The organism is Amycolatopsis thailandensis (assembly GCF_002234405.1).
Taxonomy (GTDB): Bacteria; Actinomycetota; Actinomycetes; order Mycobacteriales; family Pseudonocardiaceae; genus Amycolatopsis; species Amycolatopsis thailandensis.
In genome coordinates this window covers 26,741-50,752 of the sequence record NZ_NMQT01000102.1, presented here as the reverse complement: position 1 = coordinate 50,752, position 24,012 = coordinate 26,741, and the positions used below count along the sequence as shown (strand labels likewise).

Here is a 24,012-nt window from a genome sequence, read left to right as displayed (position 1 = left end):
CGTGTGCGGACTGTCCGAAGTGGACTAGAGGTCGAACAGTCCGTGGTGTTCGGGCTGGTTCAGGGTGGCTGTGCGTCCGGCGATCTTCAGCAGCGCGGCGAGATCGGTGATGCGCGCGGACTCGTCGGCGAGGGTGATGAGGCGGGTGAAGACGTCGGTGGTGACGTCGACGTCGGCCGTGGCGCGGTGCCGGTCGGCGGGATAGAGGATGGCGAAGTGCCGCAGGAGGGTGTCGAGGTTGTAGGCCGGGAGGCCGGGCAGGAGGTGTTTGGCCAGCGGGATGGTGTCGAGCAGGTCGATCCGGGCCAGGGCCGGGCAGTGGTCGCGTTGCTGGTGGATGAGGTTCGCTTCGGTGGCCGCGTGCTGGGCCACCAGCAGGTAGCGGCGGTCTGCGGTGAAGCGCCGGTCGAGGGCGCCCATCGCCTCCGGCGGCTCGGGCGCGGCGCGGACCTCGTCGGCGGTGACACCGGGTGGCACGGTGGCGGAGGTGACGGGCGCGAACGCGGGCGGCCTGATCAGCGAGTGGAATCGGCCGGCCGTGATCCACGCGCGGTTCTCGTAGCGGAGCGCGCGGACGGCGACCTCGATGGGCTGGGCCGGATACCCGCGCGGTGTCGCGGACTCGAAGTCGATCACCACGTAGGTGGTGTCGAGGAACGCCGGATCCGTGGTCAGGCCGCCCATGCCGTCCTCCGTTGCCGCGTGCTCCGTGCCGGACGGTGTCCGGTGTGCCGGGGTGATCATGTCGCCGCTCCCGGTGTCGCGCTGGGCCGGTGGGTGTCGATGAGGCCGGCGGCGCGACGTGCGGCGGCGGGCAGGTCCGGCGCGTCGCCGCGAGGCTGGTCGGTCCAGGTGTCGGCGAGTGCCTGGTAGAGGTCGCTCATCACCGGCAGGAACTCGGGTGGGAGCCGGGCGGGCCGGGGCCACTGGTCGCGGGGGACACGGTCGGCGATGAGCTGGGTGACCGGGATGGCGAGGTGGTTGCGGGTGTACCAGTTGCGCAGCAGCTGTTTGCCGCAGTGCACGCCGGCGGCGAGCAGGCGGCTTTCGTCCGGAGTGCCGGGGCTGTCGGCGAGCACCGGGCTGCCGTGATGGTCGATGAGGAACTCGAATGTCCCGTCGGCGTAGGTGATGCCGCGGTCGCGGGCGTGCCGGGTCAGCAGCCGGGTGACCGTCAGCGCGGTGCGGCGCAGGAGACTGAAGCGCGCGGTGTCCAGGCCGGTCAGCCGCTGGGCGTCGGCGGGGTCGAGGAACCGGTTGACCGGGTCGCGGGTGGTGGCGTACTCGACGATCGGTTCCCGCAGCGGTTCTCCCGGCGCGGGAAGCGTGGTGAGACCGAGCTGGGCGAGGGTGGTGGCGCCGGTGGCCAGGCGCCGATGGACGGAACTTCCTTGCGGCAGCTGGGTACGGACGATGACCTGGATGGGCAGCAGATGGGCGCGGTCGCGCGCGGTCGGGGGCCCGCCGGTCGTAGCGGGGTCGCGGGCGAGGTCGAACTCGATCCGGGTCGGTGGCAGGACGCGGCGGAAGTGGGTGCGGACCCCGGCGGCCTCCAGCATCGCGAAGGTGGCGGCGGCCATCCGGCAGGTCGCCTCGCCCTTGCCGGGAATGGTGTCGGGCATCCGGCCGTAGTGGAAGACCGTGTAGTGGTCGGTGTAGTCGAAGATCCCGACCCCGGTCTTCTCCGGCGTGGGTGGCCGGACGATCCGCAGGTCCTTGGTCGAATGCAGGACGGACATCAGGCTCCCTGCTGTCGTGGCCGGGAAGGAACAGCACCGGTGTCGGTGGGGGACAGGTGGCCGTCGCGGACCTCGATAACGCGCATTCCGGCTGTGCGGGCGGCGGCGATGCCGTCGGGGGCGTCGTCGACGGCCAGGCACCGCCGCGGCGGGATACCGAGCTTCCGGGCGGCGGTGAGGTACAGATCGGGGGCGGGCTTGCCGCAGGCGACATCGTCGCGGGCCACGACAACCGGCAGTTCGCGGGTGAGGCCGAGCGCGGCGATCCCGGGTTCGAGCAGGACCCGGACGGCACCGGAGGCCACGGCGCACGCGAGTCCTGTCTGGCGGGCCGCGCGCAGCAGCGCCAGCACACACGGGTTCGGCGTGAGCGTGCGGACGGTGGCCAGCAGCCGGGCGCGGGAGAGGCGGACGATCTCCTCGTGCGGCAGGCCGCCGGTGCCGGGGTGCTGGGCGAGCAGGTCGTGGATGGACAGCCCGAGGTGACGGCGGTACCAGGCGGGGTCGAGCTCGACCCCGAATTCGTTCAGCGCGGTCCGCAGGGCGTGCTCGTAGCGGGCGGTGGTGTCGGCGAGGGTGCCGTCGAAGTCGAAGATCACCGCGTCGGCATCGTCGGGGATCGCCGGGGCGCACCCGCACGCGGCGCTGGGCGCGGCGCCCGCCGGGGCCGGGGTCGGCGTCGTCATGCCGGATCCGCCGGGCTGGCGTGACCGCAGCAGAGGCAGGGGGCGGCCGGGCCGGTCCAGGGTTCCCGCAGGCAGGGCAGGCCGGTGGCGGCGTCGGTGATCCAGGTGCGGATCTGCTCGGCCGCCTCCCGGGCGCCGGTGACCCGCCGGTCCAGCACCCGGTAGCGGGCCGGGTCGGTGGCGGCGAGCTGTTCGTAGAGCGTGCTCGCGTCCCGCAGGTAGGCCGCCTGGTCGCGGGTGAGGACGTAGTGGTCGCGGTGCTGGGTGCGGGTGATGGCGTGGCAGGGGTCGTCGGTGATCAGGATCGTCAGGTCCGGCGGGGGACGGTAGAAGCTCGCGAGGCTCAGCAGGGCGGTCGCGGTGTCGAGGGCGGCGCCGGGATCGCCGGGGTGCAGCAGCAGGGCCTGGCACACGGCGGTGGTGTCGACGCTGCGGCCTTCGAGGACGGCGCGGCCGAGCGCGAGGCGCGGGAGGACGAGGTCGAAGTCGTGCCGTTTGATGGCGAGCAGGGTCAGTGTTTCGGCCAGCGGGGTGCCGCCGCGCAGGAACGGATCCCCGCCGCTGGCGTCACGAAGTGCGCGCAGCAGCCCTGTCCCCAGCCCGGGGGCGGTGCGCGCAGGCTGGGAGAACCCGGCGAGTGTGAGCGGCGGATCGGGGAGGCCGTCCAGGGCGTGGCCGGTCAGGTAGGTCTTGCCGACCCCGGTGACGCCGTCGATCGCGATCAGCGCTCCCCGACCGCAGCGCACCGTGGTCGCGGCCGGGGCGTCGCGGCTTTCGAGCAGCGCCGTCGGCGGGGCGGGGACAGTCGCGGGGGGCGAGGTGCCGGTCAGGTGGTCCATGCGCTGGCCTCCCGGGCGATGACGGCGGCGTACTGGTCGAGAACGGGCTCGGTGTCGTGCTCGGTGAGCGTGACCGCGAGGGTGTGATCGAGGATCTCGGCGGCGCCGCGGCACGGCCGCCGCGGCGGCCGGAACAGCGGCCGGGTGTCGCACGGGATCAGCCGGAAGGAGCCCGTGGAGTTCGGCACTCCGCGCTGGGCGAGGTGCTCGGCGAACGCGCGCGGGCGCGGCAGGTCGATGCGCAGCAGGGGCGCGTACCCGTTCCAGTGCTCGTGCGGGCCGGGAGCGTGAGGAACGAGTCCGGGGACGCCGGAGAGCGCGTCGAGCAGGTAGCGGGTCTGGGCCTGGCGCCGGCGCACGAGGGCGTCGAGGCGGCGGGTGTTGGCCTGGGCGAACGCGGCTAGCGGCGCGGCGAGCCGGGAGTTGGTCGCGAACCGGCTCAGCGGCGCTTCTCCCGGCGGGGCCGTGGCCCAGTGGTTGCGGAACGCGGTCGCGTAGGCGGCGATGGTGCGGTTTCTGGTGAGCAGGAAGCCGCCTTCGCCGCTCCAGAGGATCTTCCCGTCCTTGGTGCTGAAGCAGCCGACCTCTCCGGCCGTGCCCGCCCGGATTCCACTGTGGACGGTTCCGGCGGCCTGCGCGGCGTCCTCCACGATCGTGAGCTTGTGCTCGGCGGCAAACCAGGTGAGGGCGGCGGGATCGCCCATCCGGCCCCAGAGATGGACCGGCAGGATCGCGCGGGTCCGGGCGGTCATCTTGCGTGCGGCGTCGGTGTAGTCCAGGTCCAGGGTGGCGGGGTCGCTGTCGACGAACACCGGTGTCGCGCCGAGCATGTGCAGCGGCGCCACGGTCATGACCACCGTCAGCGCGGGCACGAGCACCTCGTCGCCCGGCCCGACGCCACACGCGGCGAGCGCGGCGTGCAGGGCCGCGGTGCCGGACGAGACCGCCACCGCGTGCGGAACATCGAAGGCTACGGCCAGGTCGCGTTCCAGCCGTTCGACGGCGTCCCCGCCGCTCGGGTCCGGCATCAGCCTGACCACCGCACCGAGCGTCTCCGCCAAGGGCAGCGGCCGGTCGGGAATCACGGGAAGCGTCACCGGGCCACCTCCACGTCGAGCAGGCGAGGCATGCCCATGAGCGGCCACATGTTCACGCAGTCGCGGCTGAACAACATGCAGTCGGTGCACGGCGGCCGGTCGGCGAACAGGTCACGGGCGTCCGCGCCGCGGATGCTGCGCCGGCGCTCGGGCGGGGTCGCGGCGATCCTCCGGTCGGACGGGCAGTCCCACAGCGACCCGTCGGGCTGGATGAAGAACAGCCGCGCTCCGCCGAAGCAGCCGGGGACCTTCCCGCTGTCCTGAGTGGAAATGGAGGCGAGAAACCTGTGCACGTACGAGGAATCGGGCAGCGCGAGCCCCTGGGGATGCCGGTAGAGCCGGTCGAGGTGCGCGCCGACGGCGGCGACATCGCCGGGGGTGTGGCACATGCGCGCGGCGAGTGCGTGATCCGGTGGCAGCGAGATCGGCTGCGGCACGTAGTAGTCCACACCGGACTCGGCGGCCAGCGCCGCCATCTCGGTGATCGCCTGCGGGTGTTCGCGGGTGACGACGGTGTAGATCCCGATCCTCGGCGCGCGCCGCGACCCGCGCGCCCGCCGCAGGGCACCGATACCGGCGAGAACGTCGTGGTAGCCAAACCGGCCCGACCGGGAGGGCCGCATCCGGTCGTTGACCTCGGGGTCGGCGTGGTCGAGCGACACCGACACGCCGTCGACGCCGAGATCCACGAGCCGCTCGGTCACCTGCGGCCGGGTGAGCGGGATGCCGTTGGTCGCGATCACGACCTCGCAGCCCGCGTCCTTGATCAGCGCGACGACCTCCAGCGCGCCGGGCCAGTCCAGCGGTTCGCCCCCGGCGATGACCACCCGCTGCACATCGGACCCGGGCAGGGTCCGGGCGAACGCCGTCAGCGCGGCGAGCGACAGGTCGGTGCGCGCCAGGTGGGAGAGGACTCCGGCCCGATCAGGCGGAGCGGTCTTGTGCTCCTCGATGGTGCCGAAATAGCAGTGCGGGCACGCGAACGCGCACGGGGACCGTAGTGCCCACAGCAAGGTGACGTCACGAGACACCGGCGGACCGCCGATCCAGCACGGAGACCACGACCTCGCCGACCGCGTCGGTGACCTCATGGGGTCCCCAGCCGGTGGTGTCCAGAACGGTGTAGCGCGCGGGTTCATCGTCGGCCATCCGCCGGTACACGGCGTCGATCTGCGTCAGCAGCGCGAGATCCCCAGCGGTCAGGGGCCGCCCGATCCGGTCGGCGAAGCGCCGCGCGCACACCGCCGTGTCGCCGGTGAGCAGGATGGTCACGTCCGGATGGCGCCGCCAGGGCCGGGTGCTTCCCAGCAGGTGCTGTGCCAGCTCGATCAGGGAGACACCGGGATGCTGCTGGGCGAGGATCGCGGCCTGGTAGGCCGCGACGGAGTCGACCCCGCGGTCTTCGAGCACGATCTCGGCGCCGGCGGTGCCGGTCGCGGTGAGCCGCTCGGTTTTGCGCAGCTGTAAGGCCAGCAGGGCGAGGGTTTCCGCGGCCGGGTGCCCGGTCCGCAGGAACGGATCGTGCCGGGCGCTCAGCGCGGCGATCACGTTGCGGGCGAAGCCGCCGCCGTCGGAGTGGTCGGTGAGCTCGTCCAGCAGCAAGCACCGCGCGCCTACCCGGCGAGCGATCGCTCGCGCGGCGGTGGTCTTCCCGATCCCGTTGACGCCCTCCACGCTGATCCACACCGGCCCCGCGCCGGACGTGGATGCGCCGGTCATGCCGGCTTCCGGCAGACGTAGAACACTTCGGTGGCCACGTCCGGGACGGCGACGGACGACACAGTGTTCAGCACCGCCGTCGGGACGCGGGCGGCCAGGTCCCGGTACCAGGCGGCGGCGGGGTCGCCGTAGCGAGCGGCGAGCGCGCTCGCGACGACGTCGGGTTCGGGCGGCAGCAGCCCCATCACGTCCTCGACGACGAGGCCGACGTCGGTGAGGGTTTTCTCGATTTCCTCGCGGGACCATTCGTAGACGTGGACCCGGTACTGCAACGGCCGCGGCGGGGGACCGACCGCGGCCGGGGTCGACAGGTACAGCACCCCGCCCGGCGCGAGCGCGTCGGCGGTGTGGCGCAGGCTCTGCACCCCGAGTTCGAAGGGCAGGTGTTCCAGGGCGGAGGTGTAGAGCGCGAGGTCGAACGGGGCCAGCTCGGGCCACGGTTCGGCCACATCGGTTTCCAGCAGCTCGATGGGAAACCGGTCACCGTAGATCCCGTGCAGGGCGTCGATGCGCTCGCGGGCCTCGTCGATGTTGGCGGTGCTGATATCCAGGCCGACGTAGGCCGCGATGCCGGGTGCGTACTTGCACAGCAGCGGCAGCGCGAGTCCCCGCCCGCAGCACACGTCCAGCACCCGCGCGCCCTGCCCGCAGTTCTCGGCGAAGATCAGGTGCTGCATGAGGTTCATCAGCCCTGAGGACTTCGCCTCCCCTTGACTGAGGGCCAGGTAGAAGTCGTCCATCTGGTTCGCGCTGTAGGGGCCGACCATCGGTGTTCCCGGGCGGGTGCGGTACTGCTCGGGCAGCGGCGCTGTGGTCATCGTGGTTCTCCCATCGGATCGGCGAAGCGGACGGCGGCCAGGCACGCCCGGGGTGGGGAATTCGACGGTGCGGGCGCTGATCGGGTCTCGTCCCGCTCGGCGCGGGTCGGTCAGTGCGGGCGGGCGATGCGGGGACGGGCCGGAGGGGTCAGGTCCTCGGTGGTGGAGGTCTGGGTGTTCCAGGGAAAGACGACCCAGTCCAGGGTGTCCCAGACCCAGGCGTCCGGGGTGAAGGTCGAGGCTTCGCTGCGGCAGAGCGCGGCGGTGCGTACCCCGGCCGGGTCGAGATGGTTGGCCAGCCAGGGCAGGACGGCGCGGTAGGTGGCTCCGGTGCCGCAGATGTCGTCGACCAAAAGGAATCGGGCGCCGCGATACGCGAGCAGGTCGGCGCCGGGTTCGCCGGGCAGCTCGACCTGGCCGGTGGCGGGCAGGTGGACCTCGTCGCTGTGGTTGTGCCGGGCGGCCACCGCGGCCATCGGCACCCGGTAGGCCTCGGCGAGTGCCCGGGCGAACGGGAGTCCGCCGCGCGCGATGCCGACCACGACCTCGGGCGCGGGTTCGTGGGCGGCGATCAGCGCGGCGGCGGTGGTGAAGGCCTCCTGAGTCAGGCGCCAGATCCGCTGGTGTTCGAAGACGCGCGCGGCCACGCCGTCACCGTGAACGACCGTGGTTGCGTTGTCGGCCATGGAATCCGTTCTCCTCGTCGAACTGTCGGCGTGCGCGAGCGGTCTCAGCGGGCGCCGTGGCGGGACACCCAGTTCGTGGCGGCGGCGTGGAGTTTCTCGGCGGCAGCGGCGGGAAAGTTGTCCCAGTCCCCGTCGGGGGCTGGGATCTTGCCGATCACGTTGTGGCGGCCGAGTTGCATCGGGATGTGGGGCAGCGGGTCGGTGACGATCACGTCGCGCCTATTCGCGTTCGCGACCCGGCCTTCCTGAACGGCGATCCAGGTGTCGCCGAGGGTCCAGGTGAAGGTGTAGCCGTGCAGGAACAGCGCGGTCCGGACCCGGGCCTCAAAGGGATGTGTCAGGCCGCGCGGCAGGTCCTCCGCGTGCGGTGTTGTCCTTGGCGCGCCGTCGTTCTGCGGTGTCACCGCGCAGGACGACGGGACGGCGGCAGCGAGGGTCATGACCGGTGCCTCCGGGCGCCTGCACCGCGGCGGCCACTTCGAGGAGCGCACGTGTGGACGCGCCGCCGTTCCTGTGCGACCTCGCCCGCCGCGCCCGCCTGGATTAGCGCGAGATCTCGTGGCGCGCGCCGGGTGCCTGGGGAGGACACCGCCGGATGCCCTGCCCGGTGCGGCACCGTGTCGGCGATCCGGACGTTCGCGGCGCCTGTCTGGGGGCGCGTGAGCGACAGCGTCAGCACGTAGCGTCACCTCCCGTTTCCGGAAGGCGACGCTACTAGCAACTATTTTGCGGGTCTAGTAGAAAAATTGCGTTCACTCGATGGGAGTAGTGGAGAGGCGCCGTTTGAGCTCGGCGAATCCCTCGTCCTCGGTCGCGGCCGCGGTCTCGCCCAGGTCGCGCAGGAGGGCGCGCACAGCCGGGTGGGCACGAACCTGCTGCGGCGCCAGGTCATCGGCCTCGGTCAGCGCGGCGACGACTTTCGCCAGCGTCCGGGCCTGCGCGTGCGCGCGGGCCAGGTCGATCAGCAGCCGTGCCCGCCGCTCCGGCGAGAGGCTGGTGGCGTCGAGGGCGTCGCCGACGCGTCGCGCGCGTCCGGCGTCGCCGAGCGCCAGCGCGATCGACACCTCGTGCACACCGACGTTCGCCGGCCCGAACTCGGTGCCGTGGTCGTTGCGGTCCGTCCCGTTCCGCTCGGCCAGCCCGCGTGCCAGATCGAGGTGACCGTAGGCCCGCTCGGCGTCGTCGCGGCGGCTCGCGATAACCGCCAGTTGCAGGTTCAGCGCACCGCGCAGGGACACCACGACGGGATCGGCGGCGTCGAAGCCCGTCAGCGCGTCGTCGGCGCTCTGCGCGGTCGCCTGCGCGAGGTCCAGTGAGCGCGCCGACTGGAAGGCGAGGGTCAGCCGGAACGCGCCCGCGGCCACCAGCATCGGGTCGCCGGCGCGTTCGGCCGCGCCGAGGGCCCGATCCGCCGCCACCCACGCGGCAGCGGACTCGTCCAGTTTCGACAGCACGGCGGCGGCCGCGTGATACGCGGTGGCCAGCGCTTCGTGCAACGCCTGCGTCGGTGCGCGGTCGTCGGCGCGGACTGCGGTCTCCAGGTCGGGGAGCAGGTCGAGCAGCCGTTCGGCGAGTGCTTCGTAGGAGGAGCCGTGTACCAGCTCCCAGGCCTGCGCCGCTTGGTCGATCAGCGCCGCCGGATCCTGACGGGTCCGCGGCTTGGGGTCCCCGGGGCGGCGCAACCCGAACCGGAGGCCGCTGCTGAGGATGAGCGCCATCGCCAGCTCGCTGACCGCCAAGGGCTTGTTCGGCGCGGCGGTCACGAACGACGGCGTGAGGTCGGAGATGGGGATCTCGAGTGCCTCGGAGATCCTGAGCAGCTCGGACAGGCGGTCGAGGGTGTGGGTGCCCCGCTCGACCTGGCTTACCCAGGATTCCGACTTCCCGATCAGCTCGCCGAACGCCTTCTGCGACAGTCCCAGCTCATGTCGCTTGGCGACGATCGCGGCCCCGACTTTGCGCTGGTCCTCAGTCACCTGAGATCAAGTCCTTGCCGCCGGTGGGGATGAGACGTTCGACCCGGTAGCTCGCCACGTACAGCTCGCGTTCTGTCAGGAACGCCTGGACGTGCGGCTGCCGCTCGTGGTCCTCGAAGGCCTCGGGGCTGGCGTAGAGCTCGTAGAAGAACCGGGACAGCGGCGCATCGTCGACCGTATGCACGCGGTACTCCAGCGTCCCCGGTTCCTCGGAGATGATGAGCGGCACGGTCCTCGCGACCAGCTCGTCGAACCCGGCCGCCGCGGCCTCGTCCTTCAGCTCGAACCGCACCGACAGCGCCATCGCCATGAGCCAGCCTCCTTCGCGAACGGGTGATCCACGGGAGTCTACGGAGGGCGCACTCTTCGTGCGGCAGGTAGCACAAAAATTGCGACCCCCGCCGCAGGGGCGTCAGGCGGCTGACCGGCGCCACAGCCACGCGGCACGCAGCGCCGCGATCAGGGCCTCGTCGTCGGCGTCGGTGGCCTCCTCGGCGCCGACCGGCAGCCAGGCCTCGCCGATCAGGCGCCCGTCGTGGCGGCGGGCGATCGCGATTCCGGGATATCTCAGCGAGTGCGTCCGGCCGTCGAGGTCGTCGACGACGGCCGTCCGGGGCTCCTAGCGCATCTGGACCGCACGCTCACCGCGCATTCCTCCAGCACCTCCCACCCAGCTGTGTCGTCACCGAACCCGCGTATGTAACAGAACGTGTCCGATGTTCCGCCTGAATATCGTGCTCAGAGCGGTGCTGTCGGTCCTCAGTGGAACTGGGCGGTCCAGAGCACCGGCCGTAGCTCTGAACTGTGGCTACCCGTTTTAAGGGCGATGCCGGTCTCCCCGGCTGTCTCAGTCTTTGTGGATGCTCTGGCCTAGGGCTCGCCAGCTGATGGGTCGCTTATTCGGCTTCGCGAGGATAACTGTGTGTGATCGCTGGATGCGCTGCGGTTTCGCGTTCGGGAATGAGGCAGGCCTGCGGCCACCGGATTGCGTGTCTTCGTGAGCCTGCTGGATTTACGTTCCGGTCGCCCGTGGATCGTCAGGAGCGATCATCTCCACTGCTGTGATCTGCCCTAGTTCCTGCCCAGCGGCCGTCGCGGAGTCTAAATGCTGCTGCGCTTCGTCTGCTTGGGAGTCGTAAGGCTGACCTGGTTCGGGCTCCCCAGTAACGGGGCCAGCGTGGGTAAAGCTGACCGCGGACTGCTCACCTGTGCTCCTGGACTCTGAGCCGAAGGATTCGGGGCGCTTCAGGACACTTTCCCTGAGCATGGCGTCGCGTAGAGCCTCAAGGTGCAGATGGCGTTCGGCAAGGTCCGCTCGGTGATTTTGCCAGTTCATCACGATCTGAAGGAGCCGATGCAGGCCGTATAGCCCAGCCACCCCGTATCCGAGCGGGCGCGAGTTCGCCGCAAGGTCGGAAATCACCGTCACCCAAGGGCTTGCCAAGGAAGTGCGCACTATACGCAGGCCGGATTCATGCGACCAGCGCTCGGGCAAAGCCGAAGAAGTCAGGTTGGACGCGTAGGCGGCCAAGGTCGAGAGGGCTGCCGCGTTCGCGCTGACAGTGTTCAACAACGGTCGCTCGCCGAGATCAACTGTCAAGTAGAGCAACTCGACGTTCGTGCCCGCTCGCGTGTCGATGGCTACAGTCACCCGGACATCGTGCCCGATCGTGACCATCACGGCTGGCTTGGCGGCCGTGGTTCGACGTAGTTGTCCGGGAAGCCGATGATCGTCGGGGTTCTGCGGATGGTACCGGCGTATCTGTCGGCGCCGATTCCCAGCGGGACGCCCCCTGCTTCCGGTAGCCGGAACACCGTGGAACAGTGGTCAGTCCCGGCGAACGCAGGTGCCAGGCCGGGGCGTCGAACCAGGACTGGATCTCGTCGACATCGCGCGAAATGATCGTCGGTTCGATCGAGCGGGTTGAGTAGTTTCCCGCTTGGGCGCCCTGGTCGATGATCTTACTGTCGGAGGCGTGGACAGGGAGAGCGAAAGCGGCACAGCCGAGCAGCCGCGAACTCGCCGCCGTGGATGGTCGCTGGGGTGCGGGCTGGCCGCGCTGGTGTGCTTCGGCCTGGGTGCCACGCTGCTCACGAGTCTGGCGGTGGCGGTGGTGCCCTTCCCGTGCGAGAACTTCGAGGCGATCTGCGGGAAACAGGATCTGGTCGGCGCCATGCCGATGGTGGCGACAGTCGTGGCCGTGGTGTGCGGCGCTGTCGGCGGCTGGATCGCGCTGCGCCGCCGGCGCCGGACGGCGCCGTGGGTCCTGGCCGCATGGCTGCTGGTTCTCGCGGGCTGTGGATACTCCTGCTCCGTCCTCGGCGCCGCCCCGGACACCGTGGCACAGGAGGCGAAGTCCGCCGCCGATCGGGAACAGCGGATCGCGGCGATGCGAGCACGACCGGACTTCGAGACCGTCAAAGCCCGTTTTCAGAAGCTGCACCAGGAACTCGCCGAGACCGCGGCCGCCACGGTGCCGGGGTTGCGGTGGCCGCCGAGCGACTCCCTGCTCGACGCGCGCATCAGCCTGTGTGCCTCGGACACCCCCGACGGCCGCGGCTACTACGGCGCGGGCGCCGCGTCGCTGCCTGGCGACACCGCGATCTCCGAGACACAGTGGAGCGCGCTCGACGCCGCTCTTCGCGAGGTGGCCGGACGGTACGGCTTCACCGGCCTGCCAGGCCATCGGCGGACCGGGCAGAACGACCCCCAACCGTCAGGATTCGAATGGACCGCACCTGACGGAGCCCGCATCGAGGGAAACCTGACACGATTCGACCGCGTGATCAGCCTGTCGTTCATTACCCCGTGCTACCTCACCCAGGCCCGCCGGTAGCCAGGCTTGTGGTTACGCCGACGGACTTTCCCGCCGCGGCTCAACCCGTGAGCGAGGCGGCACGAAGGGAACGCCGCCCCGACCGCAGCGTCTACACCGCCGAGCAGGCTTTCTGGGTCTGGCAGGGGACGCTGCCGCCCAGCTGTCGTCGCGTGACCCGAGTCCTCATCCGGCCCGGAACCCCGGTGGGCGATCGCCGCCGAGAATGCCCGTGTTGTCGTGGGGCACGCGTTCTGGGCTCACCCGTCCCTTAACGACAGTAAGGGCGTCGTGGGCAGGGTTCCGCCTCAAACAGAAGTGCTTCAGGTTCACCCGACGACGAGGAGGATCTGATGACGGCTGTACTGACCTTCCATGATGGCAACCTCTACGCCCTGGCTCCCGACGCTCGCGCGGCTCTGGTGGCCATGCGCTGATGGGTTTCCGCGCAGCGGGCCGGGACGACGGACACGCGACCGCAGAAGCCTTCCTCGCCGGGGAAGAGTTCGCTCGGCTCGTGCACCGCAACTTCGAGCATCTGAGCTGACGTCAGGGCGAGGACCGGGCAGGCATCACCTATTCGAGGGGAAGGCCAGGCTGGAATGCTGCGTGTCATGACGGATCGTGTTCCCGCGCTCCTGGCCGACGTGCCCGGCCTGGGCGACGTCCTGGCCTCGGTGGTGACGCTGCACCGCGAGCATGCGAATCTGCGCGACCGCATCATTGCCGCCGAAGACGACTACCTGCGCAGGATCGCGGCAGCTCACCAGGCCGGGCAAGTGGACTGGAAGGGCCTGATCAGTGCCTACGAGCAGTTTCGGGCCTGGAGCAAGGACAACGGGCTGGGCACGTTCCGGGATCGCTGGGAAGCCCATATCCAGTACGACCGCAGCGCTCTGACCCGCTACGCCGGAGCGATGCCGCAGGGGCCCGATGGTATGACGTGGACCGGGAACACCGGGTTCGACGGCCTGGACTCCAAGAGCTGCCCGCAGCGCGGGATGGACGTCGCGTTCGTCCTGTTCCGTGGGGGAGGGACACCGGTCTTCATCGGTTTCACCAGTCAGTTCCGGCTTCGCCTCAAGAAGCTCGCCACCGACGGCCTGATCTGGGACTCCTGGCTCGCCCGGCTCTGCGACGCCCGCCAGGACGCCGTCGAGGTCAGACGGGAGTTGGTGAAGCAGTACGGGGAACCGAACATCGCCGCCCAGCGGGTTCCCACCGAAAGCCCGGATGTGGGACACGGTGGAAGCTCCAGCGGATGACCGTCGTCATTGGGCTCTGACCGTGTCGGCGGAGGTCCTCGACTATGCCCGGTTCGCCGACGACCGAATGATCGACGGCGTGCAAGGCTGGAACCGGCCTCCGCAACCGATCACACCAAGCGTCGTGTCCCCGAGCGCTGTTGCTGGACGGCTCGGCCAGGCTCAGTGCAGTCACGACGCACATTCTTGACGTCACGATCGAGACCGGCGGTTCAGGACCGGATTCGGCTCACAGACGCGCACTGGCTTTTCGGTCTTCCCGTGCTGGTTCCCGCCGTGGTGTGGCCGGTGTCGTCGCGTCTGCAGCCAGGGCGAGTTCCCCGGTGAGTATGGCCGCCGGGGTTGTGCCGATCGGGCTGTCGAGCCCGAAATACGCGCGGAGGGCAGCAGCGGTGCGGAGTTCGAACCCGGCGGACGCGAACACTGTTCTCGGTGCCGCGGCGTCGAGCCACGGTCTCGCCGCAGCCAGTGCGCGGGTGACGGTCACGTAACTCACTCCGTACAACTCGGCGATCGCCGCGGTGTAGGTGCCGAACCGGGCTGACAACACGGCCGCGACAACGGTGTCGGCCAGCGACATCTTCGGCTTCGGCCCTCGACCATCCCGGCCACGCTCGGCGACGGCGCTCCGGCGCGCCTCGGCGAGATCCATCAGCAGGTTCTGCCAGTCCGAGTTCGGAATGCCGACCACGTCCGGATGCATCAAAGCCTCAGGGGCGCGCCGGACGCGGATGTCCGCGCCTGCCCCGGATCCCGGGCGCGCTGGAGCCGGTGTCGCGGCCGGGACGCCGGCTGGCCGGGACGCGACGTGCGCTCCCGGGCAATCCTCGAACATCGCGGGCCGAAGCAGGTGCTGTTCCACCCGGTGCAGGTCGGCCAGCAGCGATCGGACGCCGTCACGGGTCACCGGGTAAACGGTACCGCTGTAGGTGTGCCGCTCGTGATATGCGCAGCAGTCGACGTACGCGGTGTGGACGCTGATCTCGGCACCGGGATCCTCGAAGGCGAACCAGCTCACTTCCGCTTCGGAGATCCACTGAATCGCCGCGTGATCGAGCTCGTCCGGGCCCTCCACCGAGCCGGGATACCGCCAGACGCATTCGTCCGGGATGTAGCGCGTCCACTCGTCCTGAGGACGGAAGCCCGGCGGCGGGAACTCGCCTCGCGGCAAGCCCCAGATCCAGCCGCGATCCAGCAGCGCGCGATGCAACACCATGATCGGGAACTGCTGAAAGTAGTGTGACACCAACGGTTCCGGGGCTGTCTTCACCGCCGCCGCACCGAGGCGTGCCCGCGTCTTGTCGCGCCGCCGACGGCCCTTGCCCACGTCCGCCCCTCGTCCCGTGCCTGCGGATCCCGGTCCGTCGCGGTTGGACGGGGGGATTCCGCGTCATGGGGAGGAACGTAGCCGCGCACGGGTCGACACGAACGGGCGATCCCGCCGCGTACCCCGGGATCGGCAGATCGTGTCCGGCCGGGGACAAGCACGTCCGGATCGGTTGACGGAATCACGCGGTCGCGGCTGTGTGCGAGGTCGGCGGCAGTGAGGCCTCTCGCCGAGTCGACCAGACGATCTCGGCTGGGTACCCGGCGCACGGGGGCGGAGTCCTCGGAAGCCCGGACCCGGTGTGAACGGATCCGCCAGGATTCGTTCACACGGTCTGCTTTCCGGGTTGGTCCCGGCTCTGCTGGTCCGCCGCGGTCGCGGTCGGTGTCGCGGATGGTGGTGAGCGCGGTGTGGCGTGCAGGCGCTTGCGGACCGCGGTCGGGGAGAGGTTCAGGGTTCGGGCGATGGAGCGCTGGGTGACCCCGGCGGCGACGAGCGACGCGATTGCGGTGTTCAGCTCGGCTGAGGTGCCCTGGTCGCGGATGTGGCGCAGTGACATGGTTTCCGGTGTGGTGAGTGGTCGTCCGCGTTTGCTCCAGAGGATGCCGCGGGAGTCGAGAGCTGCACGCTCGCCGGGGTCGAGAGGGTGTCCGGTTCCGTTGTTCCGGCTCTTCTGGGCGGCGAGCCATCGGCCGAGTGGATAGCCCTCCCCGTCGACGAACCCGGCGGGGACGTCGAGATCGCCATGTGTCGCGAGGTACCGGTCGCAGGCGTCCAGCCCGGTCGCGAAGGCGCCCCACCACATGCCGATCGCGGTCAGCCTTTCCCGGCGGCCGGGGTCAAGAGTGCCTCTTCTGTCGGCTTTGCGTTGCGCGACCAGCCACGCGCCCAGGTTCTCGCCGTCGACGACCTCGGTGGAGCCCAGTCGCAGGTGCCCGTGCGCGTGGTGGAAGGCCGCGGCGAGTGTGAACATCCGCTCCCAGCGGGCGTCGAACACGTTCCACACCATGCCGAGGGCGTCGAGCGCCGCTGTCTGCCCGGTGGTCAACACGCTGTGGCGCTGCGCGTGGATCCACCGTCCGAGCCGGAAACCGTGGACGTCGACGAAGTCCTGCGGGACGAGCAGGTCGCCGAACTTGGCGTGGTAGCGCCGCGCCGCGCCGAGGCCTTCGGTCCAGGGGGAGGTGGTCTGGTGCACGGTGAGCAGGGTGAGCTGCGCGAGGACGTGGTCGGCGGCGCCGGGTGGCAGGGTGACCGAGATCCGGTCGGGCAGCCGGTAGTCGCGGGGGTCCGCGTTCTCCCGGGCGTGGTCGAGGTCGGCGGCGAGGCGGTCGTCGTGTGCCCGCAGCGCGCGCAGGATGTTCCACAGCGCGGCGTAGTCGCGGGGGTCCAGATCGGCGACGGCGGTCTCGTCTGCGGTCGCCGGCACGATGATCGGTACGACGATGGTGGCGATCGTGCCGGGTTCGGCGGTGCCGCGCAGGGCGCGCCCGATGGCCTGGATGATGCTCACGGGACTTTTCCGGGGGTGCGCGAACGCGACGGCGTCCACGGCCGGGATGTCGACGCCTTCGCCGAGCACGCGGGCGTTGGACACGACCGTCCACCCGTCCTCGGGCGGGTGGCGCAGGTGGTCGAGCAGCATCGACCGCTGCAGCGTGGTGTGTCCGGCGTGGACGGCGACGAACTCGCCGGGGCCGGGTGGCCGCTGCCGGGCGGGCATCCGGGCGAGGGTGCGGGGCAGGGACCGGGCGAAGTCCTGCGCGTCGGACACGGTGTGGTGGAAGGAGATCGCGCGCCGGATGCCGTGGCGGCGGCACGCGGTCGCCAGCGCGATCTGGGTCGCGAGCGTGCGCAGGGACATCGAGTCGGCCGGGTCGAGGTAGTCGACCTCGTCGTCGGTCAGCAGCGCGCGGGCCTGGTCCTCGGTCACCCCGATGATCGCGACCCGGTAGTCCTTGAGCCAGCCGTCGGCGATCGCCTCGTGGAGCGGGTAGTAGGCCAGCCGCGGCCCGAAGAGTGTTTCGTCGTCCATTCCGTACAGCGGCGCAGTCGCGTCGCGGCGCAGGTCATCGCGCGGGGTCGCGGTCGCGAACAGCCGCCGGTGGGCCGGGAGGAACTCGTGGTCGAGCACGCGGCGTATCGCGGCGCCGGGCCGTCCGGTGAGGTGGTGCGCCTCGTCGCACACCAGCAGATCCGCGCGCAGCGACAGCGACCGCAGCGCGGTGGCGACGGCGTGGGCGGAGGCGTAGGTCCCGAACACGTAGCGCCGGCGGCCGGAGGTCGTGGTCAGCCAGGCGGTGACGGTGTCGGAATCGGTGGTGCTCTGGGTGCCCAGGTCGCCGAGGTGGACCGGGGCGTCGGTGACGGTGTCGTCGCTGCACACCGCCAGCGCGGTGAACGGTGTGATGGCGTGGGCACGCCATTCGTGGAGCAGTTGCGCGACCAGGGCGAGGGTGGGGGCCAGGACCACCGCCAGGCCGCCGCCGGTGAGGAGCGTTTCGGTGCCGCGCAGGCACACCATGGTCTTCCCGGTCCCGCAGGCGAGGTGAATCTGGCCGAGTCCGCCGCCGGCGAGCCCGGTCTCGACGTTCGCGACCGCCGTTTCCTGGTAGGGCCGCAGGCGGCGCCCGGTCGCGCGCGGCCCGGTGCCGCGGTGGGCCGGTCGGCCGGTCATGGTGCTCCCGGTGAGGTGGGCGTGGCAGGCGGGGGAGAAGACCGTCCCGCGGTCGACGTCTCTTTCCCGGCCTGCCGGGAGGGGACCGGGGGCGCTGTCGTGCGGGGTGGTCGTACCGGTGGCCGGTCAGCGCCGCGAACCTGCCACGGGGCCGCCGACGCCCGCAACCACGCCGTCCGGGCGCGTCACAGGTCTTGAATCGCGCTGTTTTCCCTGCACTGACCGGAAAACCGCGGTGTGCGGTGACATGCCCGCGGTGTCGCCCGATCAGGCGACGCCGTGCGGCGGATGACGGGTACCCGGTGTCCGGCCGCCGGGGCTCGCGTGATCGCGGGCGGGCCGCCCGGCAGGATGTGGTGATGCTCCCGGTCCTGACCGACGTCGTCGCCCTGGTCGACTATCTGGCCGCGCGCGCCACCGTCCTGTCCGATGAGGAACTCGATCTCGCGCTCGGCAGGGTGGGGCGCGTGGACGGGCCCGTTCTGGTCTCGGGTCTGCAGGTGAGGTCGCTGATCACCGACACGCAGCTGACCGCCGTGCTCGGCCGGGTCTGGTCGATGGCCGAGTACCCCGATCGCGCACTCGGGCATGCGCGGTGGCGTGAGCTGTTCGCCAAGGCCGGGTACGCCGCCGACGGCCGCCCCGAGTCCCGCCCGGACACCACGCTGCGCTTGTACCGGGGATCGGTGGAACGACGCCGCACCGACTGGTCCTGGACCGACTCGCTCGACGTCGCCCGAGACTACGCGCTCAGCGGCATCCGGGGGCGGCCCCGGGGGACGATCTGGACCGCGCTGGTCGACCCGGCCATGCTGCTCGCCCGCAACACCGGCCGCGACGAAAAAGAGTACATTGTGGACACATCGGGCCTCGCGATCGACAGTCTGAACGAGGACGAAATCCACTGACAGGCCACAATGGACTGTCGCCATCGGTGCGGGCGGGGGGACCGAGGACCGCACGGCGTGCCAGGACAGCGCCGCCCCGGGACCCGCTTCGGTTCCGGGGCGGCGGGCATCTGGTCCACCGTCAAGGGTGTGACACACCGGCAAGGTCTCGCGATCACCGAACGACCTGGGCCGACGGCAATACTGGCTGGTCAGGCTGTGTGGAGCTAGGATGAGAGCATGGGGAGATCACGAGGAGAGTTCGGCGTCGGTACCGCAGTGGCCGTAGTGTCGCCTTCGGCCACGGCCTGGTCATGGGGTCCGGGCGCGTGAGTTACCCGTTCATCAGCATCGAGTTCGCGACCCTGCTGGGGATGGTGGCCGCGATGGTCGGTCTCATACTGCAGGCGATCGACGAACGCCGGGGCCCGATTTCCCCTATTCTGCGCCAGATGCGGGAGCGGGGACCGTTGCGTGACCTCGGTCTGGCCCTCGGCACGGGCGGCATCGTGCTCGCCCTGCCCGGACTCGGCACGTGGCTGGCCATCGAGTTGTTCCTCCTCAGCGGCGGTGCCCGCGACGAAGTACGTGACGTGTTCAGCGGGCTGCGCCCCCTGCTGCCGCATCTCACGTTCGCGGTATTCACGTTGTTCGTGCTCAGGGTGCTCGCCAGCCTGATCCGCCTGGCGGTCAGGGCTCGCGAGCGAAGGGCCGAACCCCGCGAGATCTCGTAGCCACACCGGAGATCGCGCTTCCATATTCGTTGCCGGTGCGTTTCCTCCCCATCGGACCAGCGTAGAAAGGTTCCGCACTCAGCGTGGGAACGTCGCTGCCCGTGGCGGTGTGCGATGTCCCCGCCAGCCCGGTGTGGCCGGGAAACGACGTCTCACGCGTGTCGACAGTCCTCTTGGAGAGTGCGATGGCACCATCAGGTAACCCTGACCGCCTGCCAGGAGGACCGTGCCGTCCCGATGAGTCAGCCAGCCGCCGAACCCAACCCGGTCCCGGGCATCATCGCCGCCGAGTTGCAGACCACTGCGCGCGACGGTGCCGACGGCCGGTCGTGGGGCTGGGCGGGGCAGATCCGGTCCTGGCCGGGCAAGGTCATCCCGGGCACCGACCGGCAGATCACCGCCGCGGTCCTGACACTCATCGGGCACGCTCGCTGGCCCCGGGATCAGGCACGGGACTTGATCGCGTTGTTCACCCTGCTGTACCGGGCGGGCTGGTGCAACGACGCGATCATACGGATGCTGGACTCCAGCCCCGACGGAACCCGGCAGCCGCCGTGGTTCGTCGATCGCGACACCCCGACCGTCGGGCCGCTGACGGTTCATCTCACCCGGCGGCTGCACGCCTGGATCCCCGCCGACCCCACCCAGCAGGACGACACACGCGACATCACCCGTCCTCCCGCGACCGTGCCGGACCCTCCGCTCGCGGGAACGACCTTCCAGGCCTGGGCCGAACGCATGCGGCTCGTCCACGGTGACGCGGAGCGCCGTACACCGGCGCAGCCCTCGCCGGGCGATGCCAGGCCGGACCAGAGACCCGGCTCCCGCCAGAAGGCAAGCCCGTTGGAGAGACGTCGGGAGACTGTGCGACGGCGGCAACGCGCGCTCGGCGCGTTGTGGGAACGCAGCGTGCTGGAGATCGATCCGGCGGTCACCGCGGACACCGCGCTCCTGCTCGACCCCGCCGTCTACGGCGCCGTCGCGCTCGCGGCACGCACCGGTGACCCCGCGCAGGTCACGCGGCTCCGCCGAGCGGTCCGGCTCGCCCGTCTCGACGCCGCCGCCAACCCCGGGCAAGAACTCGGCGCGGGCAGGGCCGCGGAGATCCAACGGCTCGCGAAGTCGATCACCCGGCGGGACGGAACAGCGCTGCCGCTGGGCAGCCTGGCACGGCTCCTGGCCGACATGGCCTAAAGCGGCATTCCGAGAGTCCCGGACGCCGCGAGCGGCGCTGGACCCCTGCCACATCCGGCAGGCTCACCGCGACCAGCGTCCGCCCGAGCACCGGCTTCCGCGTTCAGGCCGCGCTGACGGCCGCGATCAGGTAACCCAGCTCGCGATCCAGCCGCTCTTCCAGCGCCGCGACGCGCTTCAGAGCGGCCGGGTCGCAGGCGTCTCCGTGGCACTCCCTGGACGTGCCACACGCCCCGCGCATTTGAGATCAGCATCGAACACCCGCTCAGCCTACGGACCAGCACCGACAAAATGGCGCGATACCCCATCAACCCAGCTGCTGGCGACGGGCCCGATCGCGGCCTTGCTGTAGTACTGGACGCATCGCAGGGGCCTACAAGGGCACGGGATCACCTGATCTCGTGACGCGATGCGCGCCGGGCTCTGTGATCTCGGAGGGGGAGCGGATGATCGACAGTGTGTATTGGTGCCAGTGGTCCCGGCGGCACACGCCTGGCACCAGCGAATCATGGACTGCATGCAGCCGGTCGGCGGCCCGGCGCGGCGCTACCGGCTCTCCGCCGACGCACCGGTACCAGGCTGGCTCAGGGAAGCGACCGACGGCCTGCTGAGCCCGCCTGAATCCCCGACGCTGCAGTTCGCCCCGCGTCAGGGACCGCGTGGACTGGCCGACGCTGCAGGCCGAACACGCCGATGAGCTGGAAGTCGCCGGGACGGTGGGCGCCGGCGGGCCGGACTGGAGCGGAGTGTTGCGTGCGTGGCGGATTCTCGACGACCCCGGACACGCGCCCCGCCTGGACGTCGACCTGGAGATCAAGGAGGTAGGAAAGCCCGTGCAGCTGCGCCACAGCGGGATCAGCACCGGATCCGGCAGGCTGCCCGACGACGACCTCGCCACCGCGGTGTCCGGTGACCTGCGGATGCGCTGCGATCTGGACTGGCCGTCCAGCTCCCTGCGAATCACCTACGACACCGACGACGGCGCACCGGCGCCCGTCGTCCCCAGCCAGGCCCGCCACACCGACCTCGACACGACCTGGTCGTGGGCAAGCCTCGGACCCGACGAGGTACCGCCCGATTGATCGCTCGGCGCGGTATCCCGGCGCGGGATCTGCTCTGCTTCGCTATCGGGAACTACCTCGCGGGCCTCGGCATCCCCGCCACGGCGGGGTTCGGGGTCGACTACGTCAGCCTGCACGCCACCGACGAACGCTGCCGCATCGACACCATCCCGACCGTGCACGCGGTCTACCAGCACGCGCTGCTCACGTTGCTCGCTGGGGAACACTGAGGCGTCCATCGCGGGCCACGAGACACCGGAGCGATGCACCGGGCCGGGATCATGCTTGCTGCTCCTCGCCGGAGCCTCGCCGACGGCCGGTTCTTCGGCCGCCGCCATGTCGGCGTTGTCGGACGCTTCGCCGATCTCGCGCCGGGCCAGGGTAAGTCCTGCGGCCTCCGCAGGAGGCGTGGCTGACAGGTCGTCGGTGGTCCGGTCCTCCGGTGCGGCTGCTAAGGTGCTGATCACCTCGTCCGCCCCCGTTGCAGGGAGATCTGCCGACGTTGCCCCAGTATCCCGTCTCCATCAAAGGCGTTGTCGTACGCGCGCGCCGTGTCGTGCTGATGTACAACGAACGTGACGAATGGGAACTGCCCGGTGGCCGCCTCGAACTAGGTGAGACTCCCAAGGAATGCGTCGCCCGCGAAATCTACGAGGAAACACGGATCGGCGTCGATGTCGTGAATGTCCTCGATTCGTGGATGTACCACATCGAGGTGGCGAACAAGGACGTGTTCATCGTGACCTACGGCTGCCGCGCCACCACCGACGCCCCACCTGTCGTCAGCCACGAACACAAACGCGTCGGCGAATTCACCGCCGACGAGATCCCGCACTTGGTCATGCCCGACGGGTACAAACGCTCGATCGCGACGTGGTTCGCCAGGCTCGACGCCGACGGCGCCACAGGCTAGACAAAAGGCGGCAGGCGTAGCCGCCGCCATCTACAGGGACGCGCTACTGGCCCAGTTCATCAGACAACACCACGGCGCCTACTGCGGCCAGAGTTGAACGGTGGCAACGGATCGTCGACGCCACGCAGTGCCGCCGGTATCCGCCGTCGACACGCGAGTCGTTTGGTCCGGGCATGGAAGTGGCCGTCGCGGCCAGCAACAGTACCTGTCGCGCTTCGCAGCACGGTTGCACCCGAAGTACGTGACGAAGCGAGTGTTAGCCGCGTCATCACTGTTGGAGCCCACGCCCGTCCGGAACACCAGGGGATTGGGAGCCCGAGTGCCTGCGTGCGCCGGGTAATCAATCAGCCGCCAGGGTAGGTACTGTGTGCAAAAGCGAGTTCGAACACCAAATACTCGGAATTTTCGTGGTGTGGTGGTGTAGGTTCGATTGCGAGCAAGTACTATTCGGTGATTCAGTATCTCTATCTCCGGAGGGCATAGCGTGGCACAGCAGGTGTCGGTCAGTCTTGTCGATGACATTGACGGCACGGAAGCGGAAGAGACCGTCGAGTTCGGTCTTGACGGCGTGACCTACCAGATCGACCTGTCCGACGTGAACGCCGAAGAGCTCCGTGACGCTCTCGCTCAGTACGTCGAGCACGGTCGCCGCGCAGGTGGCCGCAAGCGCACCGCCAAAATCGGCCCGCCGCCGGTCGCGGGCTCCCGGACGGCGAGGGCGGCAACGCCGGTGGATCGTGAGCAGAACCAGGCTATCCGTGCCTGGGCCCGGAAGAACGGGTTCGACGTGTCCGATCGTGGACGGATCCCGTCCGAAGTCGTTGAGGCATACCACAAGAAGAAGTAGCCCGTGGGTGCCGTGATCGACCTTTCGGCTGGGAACCGACCAGACTGGTTTCCAGACGAAAGGTCGATCAGGCGTGACACCAGTCGCGGGCAAGTCCGGTTGTCCGGGATGAGCACGCGACCTGGTGCGCTCCGAGTCCGTAGTGGACTGTGCTGGACCTCTCGACGAAACCGGCCCGCTGTCCGGGGCGACGTTTCACCTTCTCGCGTCAGGGGGTGGGAGCGCTTGTGGAGGGGCCCCACGTGACCTCTGCGTGGTTGGCCGGGATACTGGAATGGCCAGGCAGGGGCGAACCACGGTTCGGCGATCAGGGGCACTGCGTCGAGCCCTACCTCGCAGAGGGCAGGGGCGAAGAGCGGGCGACCACACCTCCTGACCCTCACGACCCGCTGCGCGTGGCGCTCACCATCAGATCTGCACGGCAGTAACGGAAAGACTGTTCACCCCTCGCGCTCTGGACCGACCCAATTTCCCCAGTGGGCCACGCCGGAGCTCCTAAAAGGAATCCGAGCGAAGCTGCGAGGGTCCGATACCGGGAATCAGCCTTCGACGTAGACATGCGATGCGCCGGTCGCTGAAGCTGTCAGCTCCACTGTGCCGGGTTGCCATATCTCGGCCGGATGCCACGGTGTCGGAGATACCGGTCGAACAGCGGGCAAGCCCGATCCCCGGCTCCTCGCTTGATTCGACGGAGGCTTTCGGCAGGAGCTAGCCGGCGGCGGCTGATTGCC

At 70.1% G+C, this 24,012-nt stretch carries 26 protein-coding genes; 9 read left to right on the top strand and 17 right to left on the bottom strand.

Annotated features, from left to right (window positions below; all coding sequences use genetic code 11):
• Nucleotides 1–24: 24 nt before the first annotated feature.
• The 13 genes from CFP71_RS28020 to CFP71_RS27960 form a co-directional block, all read right to left on the bottom strand.
• Nucleotides 25–744: a 3'-5' exonuclease gene (locus CFP71_RS28020; protein WP_208636053.1), complete on the bottom strand. Its 720-nt coding sequence runs from the start codon at nt 742–744 to the stop codon at nt 25–27.
• Complete coding sequence (locus CFP71_RS28015; protein ID WP_093936938.1) at nt 741–1,739, bottom strand: phosphoribosylaminoimidazolesuccinocarboxamide synthase; 999 nt, start codon at nt 1,737–1,739, stop codon at nt 741–743. Before CFP71_RS28015 ends, CFP71_RS28020 begins: the two co-directional genes overlap by 4 nt.
• Nucleotides 1,739–2,425: an HAD family hydrolase gene (locus CFP71_RS28010; RefSeq protein ID WP_093936937.1), complete on the bottom strand. Its 687-nt coding sequence runs from the start codon at nt 2,423–2,425 to the stop codon at nt 1,739–1,741. The genes CFP71_RS28015 and CFP71_RS28010 overlap by 1 nt, the downstream gene beginning before the upstream one ends.
• Complete coding sequence (locus CFP71_RS28005; protein ID WP_208636052.1) at nt 2,422–3,264, bottom strand: nucleoside/nucleotide kinase family protein; 843 nt, start codon at nt 3,262–3,264, stop codon at nt 2,422–2,424. Before CFP71_RS28005 ends, CFP71_RS28010 begins: the two co-directional genes overlap by 4 nt.
• Nucleotides 3,252–4,361: a DegT/DnrJ/EryC1/StrS family aminotransferase gene (locus CFP71_RS28000; RefSeq protein WP_208636051.1), complete on the bottom strand. Its 1,110-nt coding sequence runs from the start codon at nt 4,359–4,361 to the stop codon at nt 3,252–3,254. The genes CFP71_RS28005 and CFP71_RS28000 overlap by 13 nt, the downstream gene beginning before the upstream one ends.
• A complete protein-coding gene (locus tag CFP71_RS27995) occupies nt 4,358–5,392 on the bottom strand; it encodes a radical SAM protein (RefSeq protein WP_093936936.1) in 1,035 nt (344 codons plus the stop codon). Before CFP71_RS27995 ends, CFP71_RS28000 begins: the two co-directional genes overlap by 4 nt.
• Nucleotides 5,382–6,080 (bottom strand): dTMP kinase, encoded by a 699-nt coding sequence (locus CFP71_RS27990; RefSeq protein WP_208636050.1) that lies wholly within the window; start codon nt 6,078–6,080, stop codon nt 5,382–5,384. Before CFP71_RS27990 ends, CFP71_RS27995 begins: the two co-directional genes overlap by 11 nt.
• Nucleotides 6,077–6,898, bottom strand: coding sequence for a class I SAM-dependent methyltransferase (locus CFP71_RS27985; protein WP_093936935.1), 822 nt, complete (start codon nt 6,896–6,898; stop codon nt 6,077–6,079). Before CFP71_RS27985 ends, CFP71_RS27990 begins: the two co-directional genes overlap by 4 nt.
• A gap of 110 nt (nt 6,899–7,008) precedes the next feature.
• Nucleotides 7,009–7,584, bottom strand: a complete 576-nt coding sequence (locus CFP71_RS27980) for a phosphoribosyltransferase (protein WP_093936934.1) — start codon at nt 7,582–7,584, stop codon at nt 7,009–7,011.
• Between the two features lie 44 nt (nt 7,585–7,628).
• Complete coding sequence (locus CFP71_RS27975; RefSeq protein ID WP_093936933.1) at nt 7,629–8,024, bottom strand: hypothetical protein; 396 nt, start codon at nt 8,022–8,024, stop codon at nt 7,629–7,631.
• 312 nt (nt 8,025–8,336) lie between these two features.
• Entirely contained in the window at nt 8,337–9,560 is a 1,224-nt protein-coding gene (locus CFP71_RS27970; protein WP_093936932.1) for a helix-turn-helix domain-containing protein, read from the bottom strand.
• Nucleotides 9,553–9,870, bottom strand: a complete 318-nt coding sequence (locus tag CFP71_RS27965) for a putative quinol monooxygenase (protein WP_244199857.1) — start codon at nt 9,868–9,870, stop codon at nt 9,553–9,555. Before CFP71_RS27965 ends, CFP71_RS27970 begins: the two co-directional genes overlap by 8 nt.
• Nucleotides 9,871–10,572: 702 nt before the next feature.
• Nucleotides 10,573–11,211: a hypothetical protein gene (locus CFP71_RS27960; RefSeq protein WP_143267183.1), complete on the bottom strand. Its 639-nt coding sequence runs from the start codon at nt 11,209–11,211 to the stop codon at nt 10,573–10,575.
• A gap of 325 nt (nt 11,212–11,536) precedes the next feature.
• Here CFP71_RS27960 and CFP71_RS27955 point away from each other — a divergent pair, with 325 nt between their 5' ends.
• The gene (locus CFP71_RS27955) at nt 11,537–12,397 is read left to right on the top strand and encodes an LppA family lipoprotein (RefSeq protein ID WP_143267182.1); all 861 of its coding nucleotides are present in this window, start codon (nt 11,537–11,539) and stop codon (nt 12,395–12,397) included.
• Nucleotides 12,398–12,764: 367 nt separating this feature from the next.
• Here the strand turns inward: CFP71_RS27955 and CFP71_RS44315 are convergent, their stop codons facing one another.
• The gene (locus CFP71_RS44315) at nt 12,765–12,914 is read right to left on the bottom strand and encodes a hypothetical protein (RefSeq protein ID WP_167406303.1); all 150 of its coding nucleotides are present in this window, start codon (nt 12,912–12,914) and stop codon (nt 12,765–12,767) included.
• 76 nt (nt 12,915–12,990) lie between these two features.
• On the opposite strand from CFP71_RS44315, the gene CFP71_RS27950 reads away from it, so the two are divergent.
• A complete protein-coding gene (locus tag CFP71_RS27950; RefSeq protein WP_143267181.1) occupies nt 12,991–13,641 on the top strand; it encodes a hypothetical protein in 651 nt (216 codons plus the stop codon).
• Nucleotides 13,642–13,870: 229 nt separating this feature from the next.
• Here the strand turns inward: CFP71_RS27950 and CFP71_RS27945 are convergent, their stop codons facing one another.
• Complete coding sequence (locus CFP71_RS27945) at nt 13,871–14,968, bottom strand: hypothetical protein (protein WP_093936928.1); 1,098 nt, start codon at nt 14,966–14,968, stop codon at nt 13,871–13,873.
• A gap of 325 nt (nt 14,969–15,293) precedes the next feature.
• Complete coding sequence (locus tag CFP71_RS27940) at nt 15,294–17,645, bottom strand: DEAD/DEAH box helicase (protein ID WP_093936927.1); 2,352 nt, start codon at nt 17,643–17,645, stop codon at nt 15,294–15,296.
• A gap of 359 nt (nt 17,646–18,004) precedes the next feature.
• Between CFP71_RS27940 and CFP71_RS27935 the strand changes: the two genes are divergently transcribed.
• The 3 genes from CFP71_RS27935 to CFP71_RS27925 all read left to right on the top strand — a co-directional run bounded on the left by CFP71_RS27935 (nt 18,005) and on the right by CFP71_RS27925 (nt 20,460).
• Nucleotides 18,005–18,553: a hypothetical protein gene (locus CFP71_RS27935; RefSeq protein ID WP_093936926.1), complete on the top strand. Its 549-nt coding sequence runs from the start codon at nt 18,005–18,007 to the stop codon at nt 18,551–18,553.
• Between the two features lie 308 nt (nt 18,554–18,861).
• Nucleotides 18,862–19,266, top strand: a complete 405-nt coding sequence (locus CFP71_RS27930; protein WP_143267180.1) for a hypothetical protein — start codon at nt 18,862–18,864, stop codon at nt 19,264–19,266.
• 237 nt (nt 19,267–19,503) lie between these two features.
• Nucleotides 19,504–20,460 carry a hypothetical protein gene (locus CFP71_RS27925; protein ID WP_093936924.1) on the top strand — a complete coding sequence of 319 codons (957 nt, stop codon included), beginning with the start codon at nt 19,504–19,506 and terminating at the stop codon, nt 20,458–20,460.
• A 103-nt stretch (nt 20,461–20,563) separates the two neighbouring features.
• Here CFP71_RS27925 and CFP71_RS44310 read toward each other — a convergent pair whose 3' ends face one another.
• Nucleotides 20,564–20,701: a hypothetical protein gene (locus CFP71_RS44310; RefSeq protein ID WP_167406300.1), complete on the bottom strand. Its 138-nt coding sequence runs from the start codon at nt 20,699–20,701 to the stop codon at nt 20,564–20,566.
• Between the two features lie 418 nt (nt 20,702–21,119).
• On the opposite strand from CFP71_RS44310, the gene CFP71_RS27920 reads away from it, so the two are divergent.
• The 4 genes from CFP71_RS27920 to CFP71_RS27905 all read left to right on the top strand — a co-directional run bounded on the left by CFP71_RS27920 (nt 21,120) and on the right by CFP71_RS27905 (nt 23,281).
• On the top strand, nt 21,120–21,542 hold the full coding sequence (locus tag CFP71_RS27920; protein WP_093936923.1) for a hypothetical protein: 423 nt from the start codon (nt 21,120–21,122) through the stop codon (nt 21,540–21,542).
• Nucleotides 21,539–21,751, top strand: a complete 213-nt coding sequence (locus tag CFP71_RS27915) for a hypothetical protein (RefSeq protein WP_093936922.1) — start codon at nt 21,539–21,541, stop codon at nt 21,749–21,751. The genes CFP71_RS27920 and CFP71_RS27915 overlap by 4 nt, the downstream gene beginning before the upstream one ends.
• Nucleotides 21,752–22,023: 272 nt before the next feature.
• A complete protein-coding gene (locus CFP71_RS27910) occupies nt 22,024–22,434 on the top strand; it encodes an NUDIX hydrolase (protein ID WP_093936921.1) in 411 nt (136 codons plus the stop codon).
• A 484-nt stretch (nt 22,435–22,918) separates the two neighbouring features.
• On the top strand, nt 22,919–23,281 hold the full coding sequence (locus CFP71_RS27905; RefSeq protein ID WP_093936920.1) for a histone-like nucleoid-structuring protein Lsr2: 363 nt from the start codon (nt 22,919–22,921) through the stop codon (nt 23,279–23,281).
• Nucleotides 23,282–24,012 lie beyond the last annotated feature (731 nt).

Bases quoted from the DNA above. Each gene is read 5' to 3' on its own strand.
- CFP71_RS44310 (WP_167406300.1), bottom strand. From the start codon at position 20,701: ATGCGCGGGGCGTGTGGCACGTCCAGGGAGTGCCACGGAGACGCCTGC.
- CFP71_RS28020 (WP_208636053.1), bottom strand. From the start codon at position 744: ATGATCACCCCGGCACACCGGACACCGTCCGGCACGGAGCACGCGGCA.
- CFP71_RS27975 (WP_093936933.1), bottom strand. From the start codon at position 8,024: ATGACCCTCGCTGCCGCCGTCCCGTCGTCCTGCGCGGTGACACCGCAG.
- CFP71_RS27950 (WP_143267181.1), top strand. From the start codon at position 12,991: ATGACGGATCGTGTTCCCGCGCTCCTGGCCGACGTGCCCGGCCTGGGC.
- CFP71_RS27965 (WP_244199857.1), bottom strand. From the start codon at position 9,870: ATGGCGATGGCGCTGTCGGTGCGGTTCGAGCTGAAGGACGAGGCCGCG.
- CFP71_RS27980 (WP_093936934.1), bottom strand. From the start codon at position 7,584: ATGGCCGACAACGCAACCACGGTCGTTCACGGTGACGGCGTGGCCGCG.
- CFP71_RS27985 (WP_093936935.1), bottom strand. From the start codon at position 6,898: ATGACCACAGCGCCGCTGCCCGAGCAGTACCGCACCCGCCCGGGAACA.
- CFP71_RS27935 (WP_093936926.1), top strand. From the start codon at position 18,005: ATGCTCCCGGTCCTGACCGACGTCGTCGCCCTGGTCGACTATCTGGCC.
- CFP71_RS28010 (WP_093936937.1), bottom strand. From the start codon at position 2,425: ATGACGACGCCGACCCCGGCCCCGGCGGGCGCCGCGCCCAGCGCCGCG.
- CFP71_RS28015 (WP_093936938.1), bottom strand. From the start codon at position 1,739: ATGTCCGTCCTGCATTCGACCAAGGACCTGCGGATCGTCCGGCCACCC.
- CFP71_RS27990 (WP_208636050.1), bottom strand. From the start codon at position 6,080: ATGACCGGCGCATCCACGTCCGGCGCGGGGCCGGTGTGGATCAGCGTG.
- CFP71_RS44315 (WP_167406303.1), bottom strand. From the start codon at position 12,914: ATGCTCGAAGTTGCGGTGCACGAGCCGAGCGAACTCTTCCCCGGCGAG.
- CFP71_RS28005 (WP_208636052.1), bottom strand. From the start codon at position 3,264: ATGGACCACCTGACCGGCACCTCGCCCCCCGCGACTGTCCCCGCCCCG.
- CFP71_RS27925 (WP_093936924.1), top strand. From the start codon at position 19,504: ATGAGTCAGCCAGCCGCCGAACCCAACCCGGTCCCGGGCATCATCGCC.
- CFP71_RS27940 (WP_093936927.1), bottom strand. From the start codon at position 17,645: ATGACCGGCCGACCGGCCCACCGCGGCACCGGGCCGCGCGCGACCGGG.